Below are 18,216 nucleotides of genomic sequence, written 5' to 3' on the forward strand. Positions count from 1 at the left end.
GCTCCGAAAGGCAGCTGAACGCAGTGTCGAGGCAACATGGCAACGTATCGGAAGCCTGCTGGACCGCTTCCCGCCACAGGAATGCGCAAACTATCTCAGGAACGCTGGCTATGCTTCGATCTAACGGGATTCCGGTCTAAAAAGCCAAAAGTGTTGGAAAAGTGTATAAAGAAAAAGGGCTTAGATTTCTCTAAGCCCTTGATCGTAAAGTAGTTTTTGAAACCGCCTGTTAGCGCGAGTAGAACTCGACCACCTGGTTCGGTTCCATCTTCACCGGATAGGGCACGTCGGCCAGGCCGGGCACGCGCTTGAAGGTGGCGCGCAGCTTGTTCTCGTCCATCTCGATGTAATCCGGCACGTCGCGCTCGGTCGACTTCACGGATTCGAGCACGAAGGGGAAATCCTTCGCCCGGCCGCGCAGCTCGATCACGTCGCCGACCTTCACCTGATAGCTGGCGATGGTGACGCGCTTGCCGTTGACCGCGACATGGCCGTGGTTGATGAGCTGGCGCGCCGCGAACGGGGTCGGCACCACCTTCATGCGATAGACCACCGCATCCAGGCGGCGCTCGAGCAGGCCGATCAGGTTCTCCGAGGTATCGCCGCGGCGGCGGTTCGCCTCGTCATAGGTGCGGCGGAACTGCTTCTCGGTGATGTTGCCGTAATAGCCCTTGAGCCGCTGCTTGGCCATGAGCTGCACGCCGTAATCGGTCGGCTTCTTGCGCTTCTGGCCATGCTGGCCGGGGGCGTATTCGCGCTTGTTGATCGGGCTCTTGGCGCGGCCCCAGAGATTCTCGCCCAGGCGGCGATTGATCTTGTATTTCGACTCTGCACGCTTCGACATTCGGTCGTATTTCCCAAAATGCGCATGGGGCCCGGCAGCCACGACAGACGTCCATGCAAGGAATGCCCCTCGACCCCGCGTGAGGGGCGCGGGGAGGGCGGCGGCATCATACGGATGGGGCCCGCAAGGTCAAGCGGCAAGCGCCAAACGGCAACCGGCAAGCGGCGCGGGCCGGAACGCGGCGGGCGGCTCCGTCGGCCGGTTTATCGCCGGGGCCTGCGGGCTCTCCGGCTTTTTGCCGCGGCGCCCATTCTGCTTATGGGACGGCAATCCTACATGGCGCCGGGAGTCGGGCGATCAAACCGCCGCGACGGATGCCGGTCTGCCGGCGTGATCAGCCGCCATGCGCCGAAGGAGATTGACGCGAGAAAACGATCGAATAGTCGAAGCGGTCACTGGGAAGGTAGGTCTGAGAGGCAAGGACGCAGGTTTTCGTATTCGTGTAATATTTTCTCGTGATGTTGAGCGCCCGGGCCTGATCCGGCGTTCCGAGATGGCGGGCTATAAAGTCCGGGATGTCGACCGCCCTGATCTTCTGGGCGATTTCACTCACCGTCAGGTCACAGGTCTGCTCCAGCAGCGTATAGAAGAGGCCCGGATAGCTCTCGATCCGGGGTCGTAGCTCCGCGTACTGGGCGGGAAAATAGACGTCGGTCCAGCAGAGCGCGGCCTCGCTGTCATATGGATGGCGGGTCTGGCCGACATGAAGCCATCTCCGCCCGGCGGGCAGCTCCAGCCAGGCGGCAAGATCCTCGTCCATGACGATGTTTTCGACATTCTGGATTTGCCGGCGCGTATGGCCGCCGAAATTCAGGAGGTCGCCGCTTGCGCTCATGGTGTGGACATAGACGGGGGGGACGGCATCGGCGCAGACCCGCGTTCCGGCCCTGGGGCGCCGCTCGATCATCCCGAAGCTCTGCAGCTGGGCCAGCGCGGCGCGCACGGTGGAGCGGCTGACCTTCAGCTTCCGGGACAGCTCGGGTTCGCTCGGAAGAAGCGAGCCGATCGGGTATTCCCCGGCCCTGATGCTCTGAATAATCTTTTCCGCAACAAGCGGATATCGCAGCGCCATCGCTCCCTCGATCAGCCCGGAGCCGTGCACGGATGGCTCAGGCTCGCAACGTCCCATAGACAATGGCGAGCAATATAAACAGCCCTTGACAGGTCGGTCATGGCAGATTAATTGTCCGAACAATAAAAATAGTACGGACAAATAGCCGCCTGGCGGCCGCCCGTTCCGGAGGGAAAATGCACGAGACGACACAGGCAGGGGCGGGTTCTCCCGGGCAGCCGCAGCCGCAGGACGGGCTCAGCGAAGCGGCCGCCCTGGATTACGAGGGTGAGGACCGGAAGCTGGCGCCCTGGCTCGTGAAGGCGCTGGCAATCACGGCCTTCTCCTATGCGCTGTTCCATCTCGTCGTTCTGAATTTCCTGGCGATAGACGAGTGGGTTTATCGCGTGGTCCACGTCAATGTCGGCGCGGTCCTCGCCTTCCTGTGGCTGAAGGGGTTTCGCCGGGAACGCCAGCGCGGCATTCCGGTTCGCGATTGGCTCCTGGCGGCGGCGGCCCTGGGCTGCACCGCGTATGTTGCGATCAACCTGGATGGCCTGCTGATGCGTACCGGCGTGATCACCACGACCGGAGACTTCATCTGCGGCGCGGCGGGCACCGTCCTCGTTCTGGAGTTCGCGCGGCGTGTCTCCGGCATGATCCTCTCGCTGGTCGCCGGAATCTTCCTCGCCTACCTTTTCGTCGGCCCCTATCTGCCGGGCGTCCTGCATCATCCCGGCTACGACATCGGGAACATCTTCTCCTACCTCTACAGCCAGGAAGCCATCTTCGGCATCACGGCCGCGGCATCGTCCCGCTACATCATCCTTTTCGTCGCCTTCGCCGTGTTTCTGCAGGCCTGCGGCGCGGGCGATTATTTCATGCGGGTTGCACTGGCGCTGGTCGGCTGGGCGCGCGGCGGCCCAGCGAAAGTATCCGTCGTATCCGGATTGCTGTTCGGCACGGTCTCCGGATCGGCGGTCGCCAACGTGGTCGCTACCGGCACGTTCACCATTCCGATGATGCTCAAGGTCGGATACCCGAAGGATGAGGCAGGTTCGGTCGAGGCGACCTCGTCCACCGGCGGACAGCTGGCACCGCCGGTGATGGGCGCCGGCGCCTTTATCATGGCGGAGATCACGGGCATTCCTTATTCCGACATTGCCCTGGCGGCGCTGCTGCCCTGCCTGCTGTTCTATCTGGCCTGCTTCATATCGGTCGACTTCCAGGCCGTCCGCCTCGGCATCAGGGGCCTGCCGCGGAAGGAGCTGCCCAAATTCAGGGAATTGCGCAGCGGGCTCATGCTGCTCCTGCCGCTATTCGTCCTGCTCTATCTGCTGATCGCGGGATATTCGGTGATTGCGGCGGGAACCTGGGGTCTGGCCGCCACGCTGCTGGTGCTTGCCACCGTCGAATTGAAGCTGCCGCCCATCTTCCTCGCCGGGCCGCTGGCTCTGTTCGTATACCTGCCGACAACCGGCATCGCGGTGAATCTTGCCGGGCTCATCGCCACCGGCGCGGGCGCCGCCATGACCGTCGCCATTGCCATGCTGACCGGCCGACTGGCGCTGATACCGGGCATGCTGAAGAAGATGGCGGGCGTCGTCGGCTGGGGGCTGTCGGAAACCTCACGCCGTTCTCTGCAGCTGATCGGCGTGATGGCCTGCGCCGGCATCATCGTCGGCGTCCTGGGTCTGACCGGCCTCGGCGGCCGGCTCTCCGCGATCATTCTGGCGGTGGCGGGAGACAGCCAGCCCATCGCCTTCGTGCTGGCCATGGCGATCGCCATCGTCCTCGGCATGGGCATGCCGACGACTGCCGCCTACGCGATCGCGGCGGCGGTGGTCGCGCCGGCGCTGCAGAGGATGGGCATCTCTCCCATCGCGGCGCATATGTTTGTCTTCTACTGCGCGGTCATCTCGGCCATCACGCCGCCCGTCGCCATCGCATCCTTTGCGGCTGCTGCCCTGGCCGGGGGCAATCCGATCCGGACATCCTTCATTTCGATGCGTTTGGGCATCGCCGCCTTCATTCTGCCATTCATGTTCTACACGAGCCCGGAAATCCTGATGACCGGCAGCCTCGCTCTGGCGTTGCAGGCATTCTTCTTCGGGGTCTGCGCGATCGTTCTGCTGGCGGCGGCCGGCGAGGGCCAGCTTCTCGGCCGGCTCGGGCCGGCCGAACGCCTGCTGGCCGTCGTCTCGGCGGTGCTTCTGATCGCGGATTATCCGATGAGCCACATCGCCGGCGTCGCAGTCGCCGGCGGCCTGCTGTTCTGGCGAATGGCCCGCCGAACCAAAGCTAGCCCGGCCTAGCGCTATTCACCCACAAAAAGCACAGGAGGAAACCATGAGACCGTGGAAGCCGTCACTCGCATCGCTGTTGGTGCTGTTCTCATTCAATGTCGCCGTCGCTCAGGAGAAACCCGCGTCGATGACCGTCGCGACCGCATCTCCGGGCGGCGTTTATGCGGTATATGGCGAGGGCCTCGCCAATCTCCTCAGTGAAACGCTGCACATTCCGGTTTCGACGCGGCAGACACAGGGCCCGTCCCAGAATCTCGCACTCGTGCAGTCGGAGAAGGTGGATCTGGGCCTGACCACGACCGGTCCGGCGCTTGATGCGATGCAGGGCCATCTCGATTTGAATCCCGGTGTGAAGCATCAGGATATCAGGGCCTTGTTTGCGATGTACCCGACTCCGTTCCAGATGGCCGCGTTGAAGAGTGCCAATATCAAGCGTGTCGAGGACCTGGCCGGGAAAAGGATCGGTGTCGGCCCCAAGGGGGGGACCGGCGGGGTATACTGGCCGCGCTGGTTCAAGGCTTTGGGAATGTCGGCCAGCTTCCAGTACGGCGGCGCCGGGGACCAGGGCAATCAGCTTGCGGATGGCCGGCTGGATGCGCTTCTGCTCGCCGGCGGTTCGCCGCATCCGACATACAAGGAGCTGGAGGCGACCAAGCAGATCGAGGTTTTCGGCTTCGATGAAAGCCGGCTGAACACGATCAGGAAGGCTTTCCCGGATGTGGTGCCGTTCGAGATTCCCGGCGGCACCTATAAAGGCCAGTCCGGCAAGGTCCTGACCGGGGCAATGTGGAATATCGTCGTCGTCAACAAATCGATGTCGCCGGACCTGGCTTACAATATCGTCAAGGCGGTATTTGCCAATCGATCCCGCCTGATGAAGACGCATTCTGCCGCAAAGGATACCCTTCCGGAAAACATCCTGAAGAATACGGCGGTTCCATTGCATCCGGGCGCGCTGCGTTTCTACAAGGAGCAGGGCATTCAGATCCCGTCCGCCATTCAGCCGCCCGCTTGAGGCAACCGGACGATGCCGGGGGGCGCGGCCTCCCGGCATCGCAAGTCAGACAATCGATGGAGAATGGATAGCCCGTGATCGGCGAACCCCCGGATGCAGATGCGCTTCTCGCAAGTCATTTCCCTTTGTGGAAACGGCGCGCGAAGGATATCGGTTTCGCCATGAAGCGCCGCCTGTCGGCCGCGGCGCTTGGGCTGCATCTGTCCGCAGGAAACCGCGCGGGCCAGTTCCTCGACGAATATGTCTCCGTACCGGGCAGGGAAATCCCAATCCGGATCTATGGCGGCGGCAATACCGGCGGCGCGCCCGTGGTCGTATACTTGCATGGCGGCGGCTGGGTCTCGGGAAACCTGGATAGCCATCACGCCTTATGCTGCCTGCTGCGGCAGAAGCTGTCCGCCACCATTGTCAGCGTTCATACCCGGCGGGCGCCGGAGAGCCCATGGCCGGCGCAGAAGGACGATGCCCTGGATGTCGTCCGCTTTCTTCAGTCGCCCAATGGACTGGCGGAGATCGGCCGGGGCGGCATCATCCTGGCCGGCGATAGCGCCGGCGCGTTTGTTGCCTTTCATGCGGCGCTGGCCCTGGGGGATGCGGATCTCCTTCGCGGAGCATTGCTGTTCTATCCGGCCCTCGACCCGGACACGGACAAACAGAGCTATCGGCAATACGCCGAGGCGCCGGGCCTGTCGGCCGAGAATATGCAGCGCTACTGGAACGCGCTGTTCGCGGGAGCGGCGGACGGGGCGGAGCCATATCGCCTGGCGAATCTCCCGGGCCTAAAATCGCTGCCGCCGATCTGCCTGCTGGCGGCGGAACACGATCCGTTGCGCGATGATCCGGCCCTTCTGGCCGCTCTCCTGCGCGCGTGCGGCGGTGACGTCCTGCTGTCACTGGCTGCCGGCACGACGCATGGCTTCTGCCGGTTTGTCGGGCAGGATGGCGAAGCCAGACGGCGGGTGGAGGAATTCCTTGAGACGGCGCTCGCTTTCCTGAGCGAAGCGGGGCCGCGCCGGGCGGGACTGGCCGGCGGTGATCGGCGCCTCGCCAGCGAAGGCAGTCTCTGCGAAGGCAATCCCAGCAAAGGCAGTCTCTGAGGCCCCCAGGCGGCCAGCCTCGCCCCGGAAAGCGTACATCCCAAGCGCGCACCGCTCCGCCAGGCCCGTCGGAGCCGTGGCAAGTCGTCGGGGCTTGAAACCCCCATAGTTCGCTCCATGTTCCTTATGGTGCCGCTGGCCAGCCGGAAAGAAAAGGCGGGAAGAACAGGCGGGAAGGGGGAGTATGGCCAGGTGGCGGCCCAGGCGATCCGGAATGGTTCAAAACGGTTCAAAACGGTTCAAAACGGTCGAGAGCGGTCCAAAACGGTCACCAGTGGTCACGGGCGGTCGAAAGCGGACCCCGCTGCGCCGCCGTCGGCCCGGCTGGATGCCTCCGGATGCCGCTCAGGCGAATCCAGGCATTGGAAGGACTAAGCGGAGCCAAGCCGGGATAAGCGAATATAAGCGCCGTCAAGGTGCAATCCGGCCCGAATCCGGCCTGAATGGGCCCGAATCCGGCCCGAATTGACCCGAACGCGACTCAAACCGGCCTGCATGTCACTCGAATCCGGCTTCACTTGACGCCGATCGTCACCATCTGACCTGAATCCGACCTGAACTTGATCCGAACCAGACCGCGACATTACGACACCGAACCATCACGAAACGGACCGACATGCAGCTCCATCTTTCCACCTGGCAGGAGGTCGAGGCCTATCTGCAGCGCTCGCGCGGCATCGTCATCCCGATCGGCTCGACCGAGCAGCATGGGCCGAACGGCCTGATCGGCACCGATGCGATCTGCGCCGAGGTCTTCGCCCGCGAAGTCGGCCGCGCCGCCGACGCCATGGTCGGCCCCACCGTCAATGTCGGCATGGCGCAGCATCATCTCGGCTTCGCCGGCAGCGTCACCCTGCGGCCCTCGACGCTGATCGCGGTAATCCGCGACATGGTCGCCTCGCTCGGCCGCCACGGCTTCGCCCGCTTCTTCTTCCTCAACGGCCATGGCGGCAATGTCGCCACCGTCACGGCGGCGTTTTCCGAGATCTATGCCGAGGCCAGCCTGCAGGCGGGCCTGCCCAACGGGCTCGATCTGCGCTGCACGATCAGGAACTGGTGGGAGGCGCCCTCGGCCAAGCGGCTGTCGCGCGAACTCTTCGCCGGCGAGGAAGGCAGCCACGCGACGCCGAGCGAAGTCTCGGTCACCTATTTCGCCTATCCCGAAGCCGCGAAGAGCGTCGGCGAGATGACGCCGCGCGTCGCGCCCTTCGGCGGCTTCACCGATGCCGCCGATTACCGCCGCCGCTTTCCCGATGGCCGCATCGGCTCCAACCCGGCGCTGGCCACGGCCGCGCATGGCAAGACCATCGTCGATGCCGTCGTGCCCGAACTGGTCGACGCCTATCGCAGCTTTCTCGCGGCCTGACGGCTTTCTCGCGGTGGCTGCGCGCTGCGGCGGCAGTCATATGCATGCGAATAGAGAATGTCTCGCAATGACACAGGCATCACAAGGCATCACAAGGCAGGCATCACAAAAAAGCCCCAATCTCGTCATGCGGCCTGCAAGTTTCTCCGGCTACACTCGTTTCTAGCGCAGGAGTGCAGATGACACCGTCATTCCGCAACTGCCCAGAGAAGACCCGCACTGCGACTGCACAAAATGGAGGCGCCCATGGAAGACTTCCGCGATATGCCGCACATGCGCAGCGCCGCAGTGCCGCCCCGCCGCATGCGCTGGGTGCATAACGAACCGCACCTGAACGACATGCTGGCCGATCCGATCACGCAGATGCTGATGCGCCGCGACGGCGTGCAGGAAGCGGAAATCCGTCATCTGGTCGAGCGCCTGCGCCGCCGGCGCAAGGGCGCCGCCGGCAACGACTGAGCGGCGATTGATCCGGGGGCTGACGCGGCAGGCGCATCGCTCCCGCCGCCGGCCTTCCTGTCTGGCCTCCTTTCGGCTATCCCCCTCTGCCGATGCGGCGCAGGGCGTAGCTGGCGATGGCGGCCAGCAGCGCCAGGCCGGTGACGACGACCAGGACGAAGATGCCGATGCCGCCCAGCAATCCGGCCAGGGTATTCCAGAAGCCGAACTGGGCGACCATGACGGCCAGCAGCAGGATGATCAGGATCGGCATGCCGCCTTAACGGCCCGGCCGCCGGTTTTGTTGCACCGGCCTGGGTCCACCGGCTTGGATCAGGGCCCGGCGACGGTGACCCAGCCCTCGGCATCCACCGTGACCGGAAACGGGATCAGGCTCTTGCCCTTGCAGGGGCCGTGGAAGCAATGGCCGGTCTCGGGGGCGAATTCGGCGCCATGCGTGCCGCAGAGCAGCGCCGAGCCGTCGCGGTTGAAGAACGCGTCCGGCCGCCAGTCCAGGCTGGTGCGCGCATGCGGGCATTCGTTGACATAGCCGAACACGCCGCCGAGCCAGCGCACCACGAAACACTCGAACCGCTCCTTGCCGGCGCCGAAGCAAAAGCCCTTGGCGCCGGGCTCGGGAATCTCGGCCAGCGCGATCAGCCGCGTGCCGGGCGCCGGCTGGTTGGGGCGCGGCATGGGCCTACATCCTCGCTTGCGCGCCGGCGGCGGCCCGTCTCACGCGCTCACGCCGCCCATCTTGCAGATCAGCTGCCAGCTCGCCGCGTCGACCGGCTGCACCGACAGCCGCGACTGCTTGAGCAGCGGCAGATGCGCCAGCTTCGGCTCGGCTTTGATCTGCGCCAGCGTCACCGGGTTTTCCAGCGGCATCACCGCCTTGACGTCCACCATGCCGAATCTGCCGGTCTCGTCGGTCGGGTCGGGGTAATACAGCTTGACGATCTCGACGATGCCGACGATGCGCTTCTCGTCCACCGAATGATAGAAGAAGGCGCGGTCGCCCAGCTTCATCGCCTTCATGTTGTTGGCGGCCTGGTAATTGCGCACGCCATTCCAGCTCTCGACCTTTTTCTTGACCTGCTGTTCCCACGACCAGGCGCCGGGTTCGGATTTCATCAGCCAGTAGTTCATCGCCGTTTCTCTGTTCCTCAGCCTTGTTCCTCAGCCTTGAAGGGTCTTGCCAGCAGCGCCTGCAGCATGGCGTCGATGCCGGCCTGCCTATGCAGCACGGCATCGACCGCCGCGCAGATCGGCATCTCGACCTGCAGCCGCAGGGCCAGCGCCTCGATAGCGCGCGCGGTATGCACGCCTTCCGCCACCGTGCGTCGCGCGCCCATGATCTCGGCAAGGCTGCCGCCTTCGCCGAGCGCGATGCCGAGCGAAAGATTGCGCGATTGCCGGCTCGAACAGGTCAGCACCAGATCGCCCAGGCCCGACAGGCCCATCAGCGTCTCGCGCCGCCCGCCCAGGGCCAGGCCCAGCCGCGTCATCTCGGCCAGGCCGCGCGTGATCAGCGCCGCGCGGGCATTGTCGCCCAGCCGCTTGCCCATCACGATGCCGCAGGCGATCGCCAGTACGTTCTTCACCGCGCCGCCGATCTGCGCGCCGATCACGTCGTCGGACAGATACGGCCGGAAGGTCGGGCGGCCGAGCCGCTGCGCCAGCGCGGCGCCGATCGCCGCCTGTGCGCAGGCCAGCGTCGCCGCCGCCGGCAGGCCGCGCGCCACTTCGGCGGCGAAGGTCGGCCCGGTCAGGATCGCCAAGGCGCGGCCCGGCAGGACGGCGGCGATCACGTCGGAGGGCAGCAGGCCGCTGCTGATCTCGATGCCCTTCGCCGCGATGACGACCGGCGCCGTCGAGGCGGGCAGCGCCGCCCGCACCGCTTCGGCAAAGGCGCGCAGGGTCTGCGCCGGCACGGCCAGCACCAGCGCGGCGCAATCCGCGAGCGCGGCAAGATCGCCGCTCGCGGTCAGCTGCGGCGGCAGCGCCACGCCCGGCAGGTAGAGCGGATTGAGATGATGGCGGTTGACGCTGTCGACCACCTCGGGATTGCGCGCCCACAGAACGGCCTCGCCCTGCTCGGCGGCCAGCGCCGCCAATGCGGTGCCCCAGGCGCCGCCGCCGACGATGCCGATGCGGCCGAATGCGCTCACGCCTTCGCCCCGGCGAAGGGCTTGGCCTCGGCCAGGCTGTCCAGCGGCCAGCGCGCCCGCGCCGGCGCCTGCAGATCGTCGATCAGCCCCAGGCGGAAGCGTTCGAGGCCCGCCCAGGCGATCATCGCGCCGTTGTCGGTGCACAGTTTCAGGGGCGGCGCGGTGAACGGCATGCCGTTTCGCTCGGCCAGCCAGACCAGGCCGCCGCGCAGCGCCTCGTTGGCGGCAACCCCGCCGGCGACGACGAAATGCCTGGCCCTGGCGCCATGGCGCGCATCGAATGCCGCGATGGCATGACGCGCGCGATCCAGGATCACGTCCAGCACCGCGGCCTGGAAGCTGGCGGCCAGATCGGCCTTGTCCTGCTCGCTCGCCGCCGCCCCGCAGCTTTCCAGCGCCAGCCGCACCGCCGTCTTCAGTCCCGAGAAGCTGAAATCGCAGCCCGGCTTGCCTTTCAGCGGCCGCGGCAGCGCAAAGCGCGTCGCATCGCCCCTGCGCGCCAGCTTCTCGATCGCCGGGCCGCCGGGATAGCCCAGGCCGAGCAGCTTGGCGGTCTTGTCGAAGGCCTCGCCGGCGGCGTCGTCGATGGTGGTGCCCAGGCGGCGATAGCGGCCGACGCCCTCGACGATGAGGAACTGGCAATGGCCGCCCGACACCAGCAGCAGCAGATAGGGGAACGGTACGTCGTCCGACAATCGCACCGAGAGCGCATGGCCCTCCAGATGATTGACGGCGATCAGCGGCTTCTGCGCCGCATAGGCCAGCGTCTTCGCCGTCATCAGCCCGACCATGACGCCGCCGATCAGGCCCGGCCCGGCGGTTGCGGCGATGGCATCCAGGGCATCGGTTTGCAACCCGGCGCCGCGCAGGCATTCGGCGATCAGCCCGTCGAGATGCTCGATATGCGCCCGGGAGGCGATTTCCGGCACCACGCCGCCATAGGGCGCGTGTTCCCTCAGTTGCGAGAACAGGCTATGACTGACGATGCGGCGTGCCGGATCCTCCGCTGCCTGAACGACGGCGCAGGCGGTCTCGTCGCAACTGGTTTCGATACCGAGCACAAGCATGGATCGGTGCGGATTGGCTTTCGCTACACAGAATGACAGTTCCAAAGTAGGCCTAGCATTATGACGTCGCAGCAGCAAGGGAACGGCCGGCGGGTGACGCCCGAAAGCCCCGTCCTCACCATCGGCACGCGCGGCTCGCCGCTGGCGCTCGCCCAGGCCTATGAAACACGTGAACGCCTGCTGGCGGCCCATCCGGGATTGCAGGAATCCGCCATCGCCATCCGCGTCATCAAGACCACCGGCGACAGGATCCAGGACCGCGCCCTGGCCGAAGCGGGCGGCAAGGGGTTGTTCACCAAGGAGATCGAGGACGCCCTGCTGGATGGCAGCATCGATATGGCCGTGCATTCGATGAAGGACATGCCGACGCAGTTGCCGGACGGCCTGGCCATGGCCGCCTATCTGCCGCGCGAGGATGTGCGCGACGTGCTGCTGGCGGTGCGGCCGACCGCGCTCGGCGAGCTGCCGCAAGGCGCGATGGTCGGCACGGCCTCGCTGCGGCGCAAGGCGTTTCTGCTGGCGCGCCGTCCCGATCTTCAGGTCGTCACCTTCCGCGGCAATGTGCAGACCCGGCTGCGCAAGCTGGAAGAGGGCGTCGTGGCCGCCACCTTCCTCGCCCTGGCCGGACTGCATCGCCTCAAGATCGCGCCGCCGGGCATGCGCGTGCTGGAGCCGGAGGACATGCTGCCGGCGGTGGCCCAGGGCGCCATCGGCATCGAATGCCGCGCCGGCGACGCCAGGACAGAAGGCTATCTGGCGCCGCTCGACGATGCGGCGACGCGCCGGCGCGTCGAGGCTGAGCGGGCTCTGCTGGCCGTGCTGGATGGCTCGTGCCGCACGCCGATCGCCGCCCTGGCGGAACTGGACGGCAAGGGCGGCATGCGGCTGCGCGGCGCGATTGCGCGGCCGGACGGCAGCGAGCTGATCGAGATCGAGCGGCGCGGCGCCGCCGGCGACGGCGTCGCGATGGGCCGCGATGCCGGCGCCGAACTGCGCCAGCGTATCGGCCCGGATTTCTTCGAGGAGAAATGACGGCCGCCGCGGCGATGCAGGTGCTGATCACCCGCCCGCAGGCGGAAGCCGCCGCCCTGCAGCAGCGCCTGCAGGCGATGGGCTTCGCCGCCGATTGCGCGCCGCTGCTCGACATCCGCATCCGCGACATGGCCGATCTGCCGCTGGACGGCGTCGCGGCCCTGCTGTTCACCTCGGCGAACGGCGTGCGCGCCTTCGTCGCCAACTGCGCGCGGCGCGACTTCGCCGTCTATGCGGTGGGCGAGGCGAGCGCGCGCGCGGCGCTGGCGGCCGGTTTTCGCGATGTCAGCGCCGCGGGCGGCGATGTCGACAGCCTGGCCGAACTGATCCGCCGGAAGCGCGAGCCCGATATCGGCGCCCTTTTGCATGTCGCCGGCACGGTGCTGGCCGGCGATCTGCAGGCGACGCTTCTTTCCTACGGCTACGACGTGCGCCGCGTCGCGCTTTACGAGGCGATCCCCGCCGCCGCCCTGCCGGCAGAGGTGAGCGCGCGCTTCAAGGCCGGCGGCTATGGCGCCGTGCTGTTTTTCTCTCCCCGTACGGCGGCAACTTTTGTTAGCCTGAGCGACCGGGCAGGGATCGGCGCCGGCGCGGTGAGCGCGGCGGCGCTTTGCCTCAGCGCCAATGTCGCCAAGGCGGCGGCGCGGCTGCCCTGGCGCGAGATTCGCGTTGCTGCCCAGCCGCGCGAGGAGGATTTGATGGCGTTGCTGCAGGAAGCGGACAGACCATGAGCGACAAGCCCAGCCCCGACGACAGGATCATCGATGCCGAGGTCGAGCCGCTCGCCAGGGCGCGGCGCGCCGGCATCTGGCGCATCGTCGCGCTGGCCGTCGCAGCGATCGTGATCAGCATCGCCGTCGCCGTGGTCTATCAGCTCTGGAGCACCGGCCGGCTCGATCAGATCCTCAAGGGCGATGCGGGCGGCGCGGCCAGGACGGAAGCCGGCGCGCCCGCCGCAGGCAAGCCGCCGGAAGCGAGGGGGGAAGCGGCGGCGGAAACGGCGGCTCCCGTCGTCCTGCCCACCGAACAGGTCTCGCAGGCGCTGCTGAGCGATCAGTCCAGGCATATCGACGATCTGGAGAAGCGGCTTTCGGCATTGACCGGCGATCTGCAGCGGCTGGCGCAGGTTCCGGCCGATCCGGCGCTCGATCAGCAAAAACTCGCCAGCCTGGAAAAGGCTTTGGCCGATCTGCGCCAGGCCGATGCGGCGGCGACGGCCGAACGCGCCGCGCTGACCGACAGGCTGACCGATCTGCAGAAGCAGTTGACGGCGGTGAGCGAAGCGCGCATCGCCGCCCTGCGCGCGCCGCTGCGCGCGGTTCTGGCCTGGAGCGAGCTGCGCGAGAAGGCGCGCCGCGGCGCCGGCTTCGCCGCCGAACTCGGCATCCTGGCGCAGACCGCCGAAGGCCAGAGCGCGCTGGCGCAGAGCCTGGCGAAACTCAGGCCCTTCGCCGAGCAGCCGCCATCCTCCGCGCTGCAGCTTGCGGGCCGCTTCGCCGCGCTGGCCGAAGCGCAGCGCGCATCGCCGCCCCAGGACGCCGCCGCCGAGGCGGCGGCCAAACCCTGGTGGCAGCGCAGCCTCGACAAGCTGAGCGCCCTGATCAGCATCCGCCGCGTCGGCAGCGGCGATACCCAGACGCCGGAAGGCAAGCTGGCCGCGGCGGCGGCGGCGCTGCAGGCCGGCGATCTTGCCGCGGCGCAGGCGGCGCTGGGCGGCATGGATCTCATCCCGGCGCTGGCCGAATGGCGGCGGCAGGCGCAGGCGCGCCTCGATCTCGAGGCCGCGCTCGATGCCGCCGGCGCCGCGCTGCAGGCGCAATTCGCGCAACCGTGATGCGGCGGCGGAGATAGCGACGATGCTGCGTCTGGTGCGTGCGGGTCTCATCCTGGCGGCGTTGATGGCGGCGGCGGGTTTCGCCGCCTGGTTGGCGGATCAGCCGGGCCGGCTGCGGCTCGACTGGTTCGGCTACGTGATCGAAATGCCGGCGCCGCTGCTGGCGCTCGGCATCGTCCTGCTGGCGTCGGCGATCTTCGTCGCCACCTGGATCGTGGCCTGGGCGGCGGCGCTGCCGCAGCGGCGGCGGCTCAAGCGCCAGGCGCGCGGCTATGCGCAATTCGCCGCCGGCATGGTGGCGGTCGCCGCCGGCGAAGCCGAACGCGCCGCCAGGCTGGCCGAGAAGGCGCAGGGCCTGCTGCAGGATCCGGCGCTGGCGCGGCTTCTGGCGGCGCATGCCGCGCAGCTCGGCGGCCGGCAGGACGCGGCGCGCGCGGCTTTCGCCGGCCTGAGCCAGGATCCCGGCACCGCCTTTCTCGGCTATCGCGGCCTGCTGGCCGATGCGCGCGAGCGCGGCGACCGCGCGGCGGCGCTGCAATATGCCGAACGCGCCTCGGCCCTGCGGCCGGGCTCGCCCTTCGCGGCGGAGGCCGAATTGCAGTTGCTGGTGGAAGGCGCCCAGTGGGATGCGGCGCAGGCGCGGCTGACCCGGGCGCGCAAGGCCAAGGCGGTCTCCAAGCCGGCCGCGGCGCAGCTTTCCGGCCGGCTGATCCTGGCGCAGGCCGAAGCGGCATTGCAGCGCAACGAGCCGCGCCAGGCGCGGCAATTGCTCGATCAGGCGATGCGGCTTCTGCCCGATCATCCGGCGCCGCCGGTCCTGCTGGCCCGCGCCGCGCGGCTCGACAGCGGCAATCACGCGGCGCGCGAGACCGCCCTGCAGGTGCTGCGCCGCGCCTGGCAGCGGCAGCCGGCCGAGGCTTATGCCGAAGCCTGGCTCGGCCTGCAAAACGCCGCCGCCGCCGACCGGCTGCTGGAACGCGCCCGCGACTTCACCGCCGGGCAGGCCAATGCCGACGAAAGCCGCCTGCTGCGCGCCGCCGCGGCGCTCAAGGCGCATGACTTCGCCGCCGCGCGCGAAGAGCTTGGCATCGTCGGCAGCCAGAGTTTCGGATCCTGGGGCGAGCGCCTGATGGCGCAGCTTGCCGAACACGGCGATGGCGATGCCGCCGCCGCCGACCGCTGGCGCGCGCGCGCCGCGGCGCATGAAGGCGTGTGGCAATGCGGCCGCTGCGGCTCCGGCCATGCCGCCTGGGCGCCGCTCTGTCCGCAATGCGGCGCCTTCGACAGCCTCAATCCGACCAGGCTGGGCGAGACGCTGCCGCTGGCCATGCCGCCGCGGCCGCTGCTGCCGGCGGAGCGGCGCTGACGCCGCCGGCAGCCGCTACGCCGTCACACGCCGTCCTTGTCGAATTTGGGCAGCAGATCGTAGGGCAGGGCGAAGCCGGGGAGGGCAACGATGCGCTCCCACCAGGCCTGGATCTGCGGCCAGTTGGCGATCTCGAATTTCGCCTCGCCCATATGCGCAAGGACGCCGAACAGGGCGATGTCGGCGATGGTCGGCCGCTCGCCGACCAGGAAGCGCTTGCCTTCCAGCAGGCCGTCGAGCACGCCCAGGCCCATTTCGCCCGCCTTGCGCATGTAATCGGCGACCGCCGGATCGGGCTTGGCGAAGCGCTCGAAGAAGCGGCTGCGGAACAGGCCGGGCTCGAGCCGGTCGGCCGCCCAGAACAGCCATTCGCCGATGCGCTGGCGCTCCTCCAGATCACCGGCGGCGAATTTGCCGGTCAGCTCGGCGAGATAGAGCAGGATGCTGCTCGATTGGCACAGGGTGAGCTTCTCGTGCACCAGCACCGGCACCTGGCCATAGCGGTTCAGCGCCAGGAATTCGGGGGTTTTCTGCTGACCCTTGGCCAGGTCGACATGGCGATAGTCGAACGCCTCGCCGCAGAGCCGCAGCATCAGGCCGACCTTGTAGGTCGGGGCCGACAGAAAGCTGCCATAAAGTGTAAACGCGGCGGGCATTTGCGGATTTTCCCTCTCTAGTTTTTCCCCGTTGCGGCTTGCCAACCGCTGCTGCGGACCGTATTTTCCGCGCGCCCTCCAGCCCGGTCAAGCCAAGGTGCGAACCCGAGGCGCAGGTCGGGGGTGGCGGGGCCTGAACCGTGCTGCCGGCGTAGCTCAGCGGTAGAGCAAGACTTTCGTAAAGTCGAGGTCGGGGGTTCAAATCCCTCCGCCGGCACCATTTCCTCCTGAAAAGCGACCCTTCTACCCTTCCATTCGGCCGGATGTTCCGCAAGGCGCGCGCGCCCTGGCGCCATGCTGTGCGGTTTCCGAAGGGAAAGCGCGGCATCATGCGCAGGCGGCAGGATGAACAACCGCAAGGCGCGGGCAATTTGAGATACGTCAAGTCCGGCGGCGATGCTTGCCGTTACAACCGCTGTCCATGAACCAGTTCAGTTTGCCCAGTGCCGCCTGTATCGGATACGGGACCATCGATGCCGAACATCAGGACATCATCGATTTCGTCAACAGCAATGTGCGGCTGCTGCGTCAGGGGCCGCGACGCGACATCGTCGGCCTGTTCGAGCCGCTGCGCCATCTGATGGCGCATCATTTCCGGAACGAAGAGCAACTGATGCGCGATACCGGCTTTCCCGGACTGATCGGCCATCGCGGACAGCATGAGGGGCTGCTGCTGCGGATCGACGATCTCTGGCGGCTCTGCGCCGCGCGCGGCCGGGTCGACCTGAACGACGCCGTGACCTGCTTCGACAGCGTGATCGACGACATCCTGCGCGCCGACCTGCCGTTCAAGACCTTTCTGCACGAGCAGGGCATTCTGCGCTGAGCGACGAAAATCCCCCGGCTTCCGCACAATGGGACAAGATCGGGACAATTCTCCGGTTGCGGTCGGCCGCGCTGCGCCGTTTGATAACCCCGGTCCATTCGCACCAGGTGTCCCATGTATATCCCCGCCCATTTCGCGGTCCGCGACACGGCCGCGCTGCACGACGTCATCGACAACCATGCCTTCGGCCTGCTGGTATCCTCCGCCGCCAGCGGCCTGATCGCCAGCCATATCCCGTTCCTGCTCGACCGCGCGCGCGGCGAGCAGGGCACATTGCTGTGCCATCTGGCGGCGGCGAACGAACAGGCCGCCGCGCTGGACGGCGCCGAGGTGCTGTGCGTTTTCCAGGGGCCGCACGGCTATGTCTCGCCGCGCTGGTACGCCAAGAAGCCGGCGGTGCCGACCTGGAACTACATCGCCGTGCATGCCTATGGACGGGTCCGGCTGGTCCGCGACGCCGAAGGCCTATACGACATGGTCGACCGCCTGTCCAAGATATATGAGCCGGCGGACGGCGGCTGGCGGCTGGCGGATGAGCCGGAGAGCTTCACCGCTTCGATGCTGCGCGGCATCGTCGGCATCGAGATTCCGATTGCGCGCCTGGAAGGCAAGTTCAAGCTGAGCCAGAACCGGCCGACCGATATCGCCCTGGTGATCGAGGCCCTGCGGGCGGAGGGCGGCGCGGAAAACGAACGCCTCGCCGCCGCGATGGAGCGGGCGGCGCCGGCGGCGAAGCGCTGACGGACTAGAAAACGAACCGGGAAACGAATCTGGACGCCGGCGGCCGCCTTAGTCGGCGGCGTCCTGCAGGCTGTCCGCGCTGCCCGCCGCCGGCTGTTCCGGCTCCGCCGCGCCGGCGGCGGTATTGGCGCCGGTATTGGCATCGGCGCCGGCATCGGCTGCTCCATCCGGCGCCGCGCCGTCGTCGCCGGCCTGGATGCGGAAATGCCCGACCAGTTCGGCAAGCTGGCGCGCCTGATCGGCCATGGCCTGCGCCGAGGCATTGGTCTGCTCGACCAGGGCGCCGTTGCGCTGGGTCATCTCGTCCATGTTGCCGACGGCGCCGTTGACCTCCTCCAGGCCGCGCGCCTGCTCGGCCGAGGCCGCGGCGATCTCGGCAACGATGTCGGAGACTTTCTTCACCGCG

The 18,216-nt window shown here is 67.3% G+C and carries 19 protein-coding genes, 1 tRNA gene and 1 pseudogene; 12 read left to right on the forward strand and 9 right to left on the reverse strand.

The genetic code is table 11. The annotated features are described in order from the left end of the window. Positions 1–229: 229 nt before the first annotated feature. Together rpsD and VF194_RS17915 are read right to left on the reverse strand one after the other, a co-directional pair. Positions 230–844: a 30S ribosomal protein S4 gene (gene rpsD / locus VF194_RS17910; RefSeq protein WP_330892562.1), complete on the reverse strand. Its 615-nt coding sequence runs from the start codon at positions 842–844 to the stop codon at positions 230–232. A gap of 334 nt (positions 845–1,178) precedes the next feature. Further along, positions 1,179–2,057 (reverse strand): GntR family transcriptional regulator, encoded by an 879-nt coding sequence (locus tag VF194_RS17915; protein WP_330892563.1) that lies wholly within the window; start codon positions 2,055–2,057, stop codon positions 1,179–1,181. Positions 2,058–2,092: 35 nt separating this feature from the next. Here VF194_RS17915 and VF194_RS17920 point away from each other — a divergent pair, with 35 nt between their 5' ends. The 5 genes from VF194_RS17920 (at position 2,093) to VF194_RS17940 (ending at position 8,138) form a co-directional block, all read left to right on the forward strand. Beyond that, positions 2,093–4,210, forward strand: a complete 2,118-nt coding sequence (locus VF194_RS17920) for a TRAP transporter fused permease subunit (RefSeq protein WP_330892564.1) — start codon at positions 2,093–2,095, stop codon at positions 4,208–4,210. A 34-nt stretch (positions 4,211–4,244) separates the two neighbouring features. After that, a complete protein-coding gene (locus VF194_RS17925) occupies positions 4,245–5,216 on the forward strand; it encodes a TAXI family TRAP transporter solute-binding subunit (protein WP_330892565.1) in 972 nt (323 codons plus the stop codon). Between the two features lie 161 nt (positions 5,217–5,377). Then, on the forward strand, positions 5,378–6,313 hold the full coding sequence (locus tag VF194_RS17930) for an alpha/beta hydrolase (protein WP_330892566.1): 936 nt from the start codon (positions 5,378–5,380) through the stop codon (positions 6,311–6,313). 616 nt (positions 6,314–6,929) lie between these two features. Continuing rightward, positions 6,930–7,679 carry a creatininase family protein gene (locus VF194_RS17935; protein WP_330892567.1) on the forward strand — a complete coding sequence of 250 codons (750 nt, stop codon included), beginning with the start codon at positions 6,930–6,932 and terminating at the stop codon, positions 7,677–7,679. A 246-nt stretch (positions 7,680–7,925) separates the two neighbouring features. Further along, the gene (locus VF194_RS17940; protein ID WP_330892568.1) at positions 7,926–8,138 is read left to right on the forward strand and encodes a hypothetical protein; all 213 of its coding nucleotides are present in this window, start codon (positions 7,926–7,928) and stop codon (positions 8,136–8,138) included. 76 nt (positions 8,139–8,214) lie between these two features. Here the strand turns inward: VF194_RS17940 and VF194_RS17945 are convergent, their stop codons facing one another. The 5 genes from VF194_RS17945 to tsaD are packed head-to-tail and all read right to left on the reverse strand — an operon-like array spanning position 8,215 to position 11,355. After that, positions 8,215–8,391 (reverse strand): hypothetical protein, encoded by a 177-nt coding sequence (locus VF194_RS17945; RefSeq protein ID WP_330892569.1) that lies wholly within the window; start codon positions 8,389–8,391, stop codon positions 8,215–8,217. Positions 8,392–8,450: 59 nt separating this feature from the next. Continuing rightward, positions 8,451–8,813, reverse strand: a complete 363-nt coding sequence (locus VF194_RS17950) for a Rieske (2Fe-2S) protein (protein WP_330892570.1) — start codon at positions 8,811–8,813, stop codon at positions 8,451–8,453. A gap of 39 nt (positions 8,814–8,852) precedes the next feature. After that, the gene (locus tag VF194_RS17955) at positions 8,853–9,266 is read right to left on the reverse strand and encodes an EVE domain-containing protein (RefSeq protein ID WP_330892571.1); all 414 of its coding nucleotides are present in this window, start codon (positions 9,264–9,266) and stop codon (positions 8,853–8,855) included. A gap of 17 nt (positions 9,267–9,283) precedes the next feature. Then, positions 9,284–10,288, reverse strand: a complete 1,005-nt coding sequence (locus VF194_RS17960; protein ID WP_330892572.1) for an NAD(P)H-dependent glycerol-3-phosphate dehydrogenase — start codon at positions 10,286–10,288, stop codon at positions 9,284–9,286. Next, entirely contained in the window at positions 10,285–11,355 is a 1,071-nt protein-coding gene (gene tsaD / locus VF194_RS17965) for a tRNA (adenosine(37)-N6)-threonylcarbamoyltransferase complex transferase subunit TsaD (protein ID WP_330892573.1), read from the reverse strand. Before tsaD ends, VF194_RS17960 begins: the two co-directional genes overlap by 4 nt. A 60-nt stretch (positions 11,356–11,415) precedes the next feature. On the opposite strand from tsaD, the gene hemC reads away from it, so the two are divergent. From hemC to VF194_RS17985, 4 genes are read left to right on the forward strand one after another with little or no spacing between them, the layout of a single operon-like run. Next, positions 11,416–12,387: a hydroxymethylbilane synthase gene (gene hemC / locus VF194_RS17970; RefSeq protein WP_330892574.1), complete on the forward strand. Its 972-nt coding sequence runs from the start codon at positions 11,416–11,418 to the stop codon at positions 12,385–12,387. Further along, positions 12,384–13,118, forward strand: a complete 735-nt coding sequence (locus VF194_RS17975; RefSeq protein WP_330892575.1) for a uroporphyrinogen-III synthase — start codon at positions 12,384–12,386, stop codon at positions 13,116–13,118. Before hemC ends, VF194_RS17975 begins: the two co-directional genes overlap by 4 nt. Beyond that, the gene (locus VF194_RS17980) at positions 13,115–14,221 is read left to right on the forward strand and encodes a hypothetical protein (RefSeq protein WP_330892576.1); all 1,107 of its coding nucleotides are present in this window, start codon (positions 13,115–13,117) and stop codon (positions 14,219–14,221) included. The genes VF194_RS17975 and VF194_RS17980 overlap by 4 nt, the downstream gene beginning before the upstream one ends. 22 nt (positions 14,222–14,243) lie before the next feature. Next, complete coding sequence (locus VF194_RS17985) at positions 14,244–15,587, forward strand: heme biosynthesis HemY N-terminal domain-containing protein (RefSeq protein WP_330892577.1); 1,344 nt, start codon at positions 14,244–14,246, stop codon at positions 15,585–15,587. A 23-nt stretch (positions 15,588–15,610) separates the two neighbouring features. Here VF194_RS17985 and VF194_RS17990 read toward each other — a convergent pair whose 3' ends face one another. Next, entirely contained in the window at positions 15,611–16,243 is a 633-nt protein-coding gene (locus VF194_RS17990) for a glutathione S-transferase family protein (RefSeq protein ID WP_330892578.1), read from the reverse strand. 145 nt (positions 16,244–16,388) lie between these two features. Here VF194_RS17990 and VF194_RS17995 point away from each other — a divergent pair. The 3 genes from VF194_RS17995 (at position 16,389) to VF194_RS18005 (ending at position 17,810) form a co-directional block, all read left to right on the forward strand. Next, positions 16,389–16,463, forward strand: a tRNA-Thr gene (locus VF194_RS17995). A 201-nt stretch (positions 16,464–16,664) separates the two neighbouring features. Then, on the forward strand, positions 16,665–17,069 hold the full coding sequence (locus tag VF194_RS18000) for a hemerythrin family protein (protein ID WP_330892579.1): 405 nt from the start codon (positions 16,665–16,667) through the stop codon (positions 17,067–17,069). A 114-nt stretch (positions 17,070–17,183) separates the two neighbouring features. After that, positions 17,184–17,810 carry an FMN-binding negative transcriptional regulator gene (locus VF194_RS18005; protein WP_330892580.1) on the forward strand — a complete coding sequence of 209 codons (627 nt, stop codon included), beginning with the start codon at positions 17,184–17,186 and terminating at the stop codon, positions 17,808–17,810. 48 nt (positions 17,811–17,858) lie between these two features. On the opposite strand, the pseudogene VF194_RS18010 reads toward VF194_RS18005, so the two are convergent. Then, positions 17,859–18,216 (reverse strand): annotated as a pseudogene (locus VF194_RS18010) (methyl-accepting chemotaxis protein); the annotation flags it as partial.

The sequence above is a fragment of the Ferrovibrio sp. genome, assembly GCF_036381655.1.
Classification (GTDB): domain Bacteria; phylum Pseudomonadota; class Alphaproteobacteria; order Ferrovibrionales; family Ferrovibrionaceae; genus Ferrovibrio.

Bases quoted from the DNA above. Each gene is read 5' to 3' on its own strand.
- rpsD (WP_330892562.1), bottom strand. From the start codon at position 844: ATGTCGAAGCGTGCAGAGTCGAAATACAAGATCAATCGCCGCCTGGGC.
- VF194_RS17920 (WP_330892564.1), top strand. From the start codon at position 2,093: ATGCACGAGACGACACAGGCAGGGGCGGGTTCTCCCGGGCAGCCGCAG.
- VF194_RS17925 (WP_330892565.1), top strand. From the start codon at position 4,245: ATGAGACCGTGGAAGCCGTCACTCGCATCGCTGTTGGTGCTGTTCTCA.
- VF194_RS17930 (WP_330892566.1), top strand. From the start codon at position 5,378: ATGAAGCGCCGCCTGTCGGCCGCGGCGCTTGGGCTGCATCTGTCCGCA.
- VF194_RS17935 (WP_330892567.1), top strand. From the start codon at position 6,930: ATGCAGCTCCATCTTTCCACCTGGCAGGAGGTCGAGGCCTATCTGCAG.
- VF194_RS17940 (WP_330892568.1), top strand. From the start codon at position 7,926: ATGGAAGACTTCCGCGATATGCCGCACATGCGCAGCGCCGCAGTGCCG.
- VF194_RS17945 (WP_330892569.1), bottom strand. From the start codon at position 8,391: ATGCCGATCCTGATCATCCTGCTGCTGGCCGTCATGGTCGCCCAGTTC.
- VF194_RS17950 (WP_330892570.1), bottom strand. From the start codon at position 8,813: ATGCCGCGCCCCAACCAGCCGGCGCCCGGCACGCGGCTGATCGCGCTG.
- VF194_RS17955 (WP_330892571.1), bottom strand. From the start codon at position 9,266: ATGAACTACTGGCTGATGAAATCCGAACCCGGCGCCTGGTCGTGGGAA.
- tsaD (WP_330892573.1), bottom strand. From the start codon at position 11,355: ATGCTTGTGCTCGGTATCGAAACCAGTTGCGACGAGACCGCCTGCGCC.
- hemC (WP_330892574.1), top strand. From the start codon at position 11,416: ATGACGTCGCAGCAGCAAGGGAACGGCCGGCGGGTGACGCCCGAAAGC.
- VF194_RS17975 (WP_330892575.1), top strand. From the start codon at position 12,384: ATGACGGCCGCCGCGGCGATGCAGGTGCTGATCACCCGCCCGCAGGCG.
- VF194_RS17980 (WP_330892576.1), top strand. From the start codon at position 13,115: ATGAGCGACAAGCCCAGCCCCGACGACAGGATCATCGATGCCGAGGTC.
- VF194_RS17985 (WP_330892577.1), top strand. From the start codon at position 14,244: ATGCTGCGTCTGGTGCGTGCGGGTCTCATCCTGGCGGCGTTGATGGCG.
- VF194_RS17990 (WP_330892578.1), bottom strand. From the start codon at position 16,243: ATGCCCGCCGCGTTTACACTTTATGGCAGCTTTCTGTCGGCCCCGACC.
- VF194_RS18000 (WP_330892579.1), top strand. From the start codon at position 16,665: ATGAACCAGTTCAGTTTGCCCAGTGCCGCCTGTATCGGATACGGGACC.
- VF194_RS18005 (WP_330892580.1), top strand. From the start codon at position 17,184: ATGTATATCCCCGCCCATTTCGCGGTCCGCGACACGGCCGCGCTGCAC.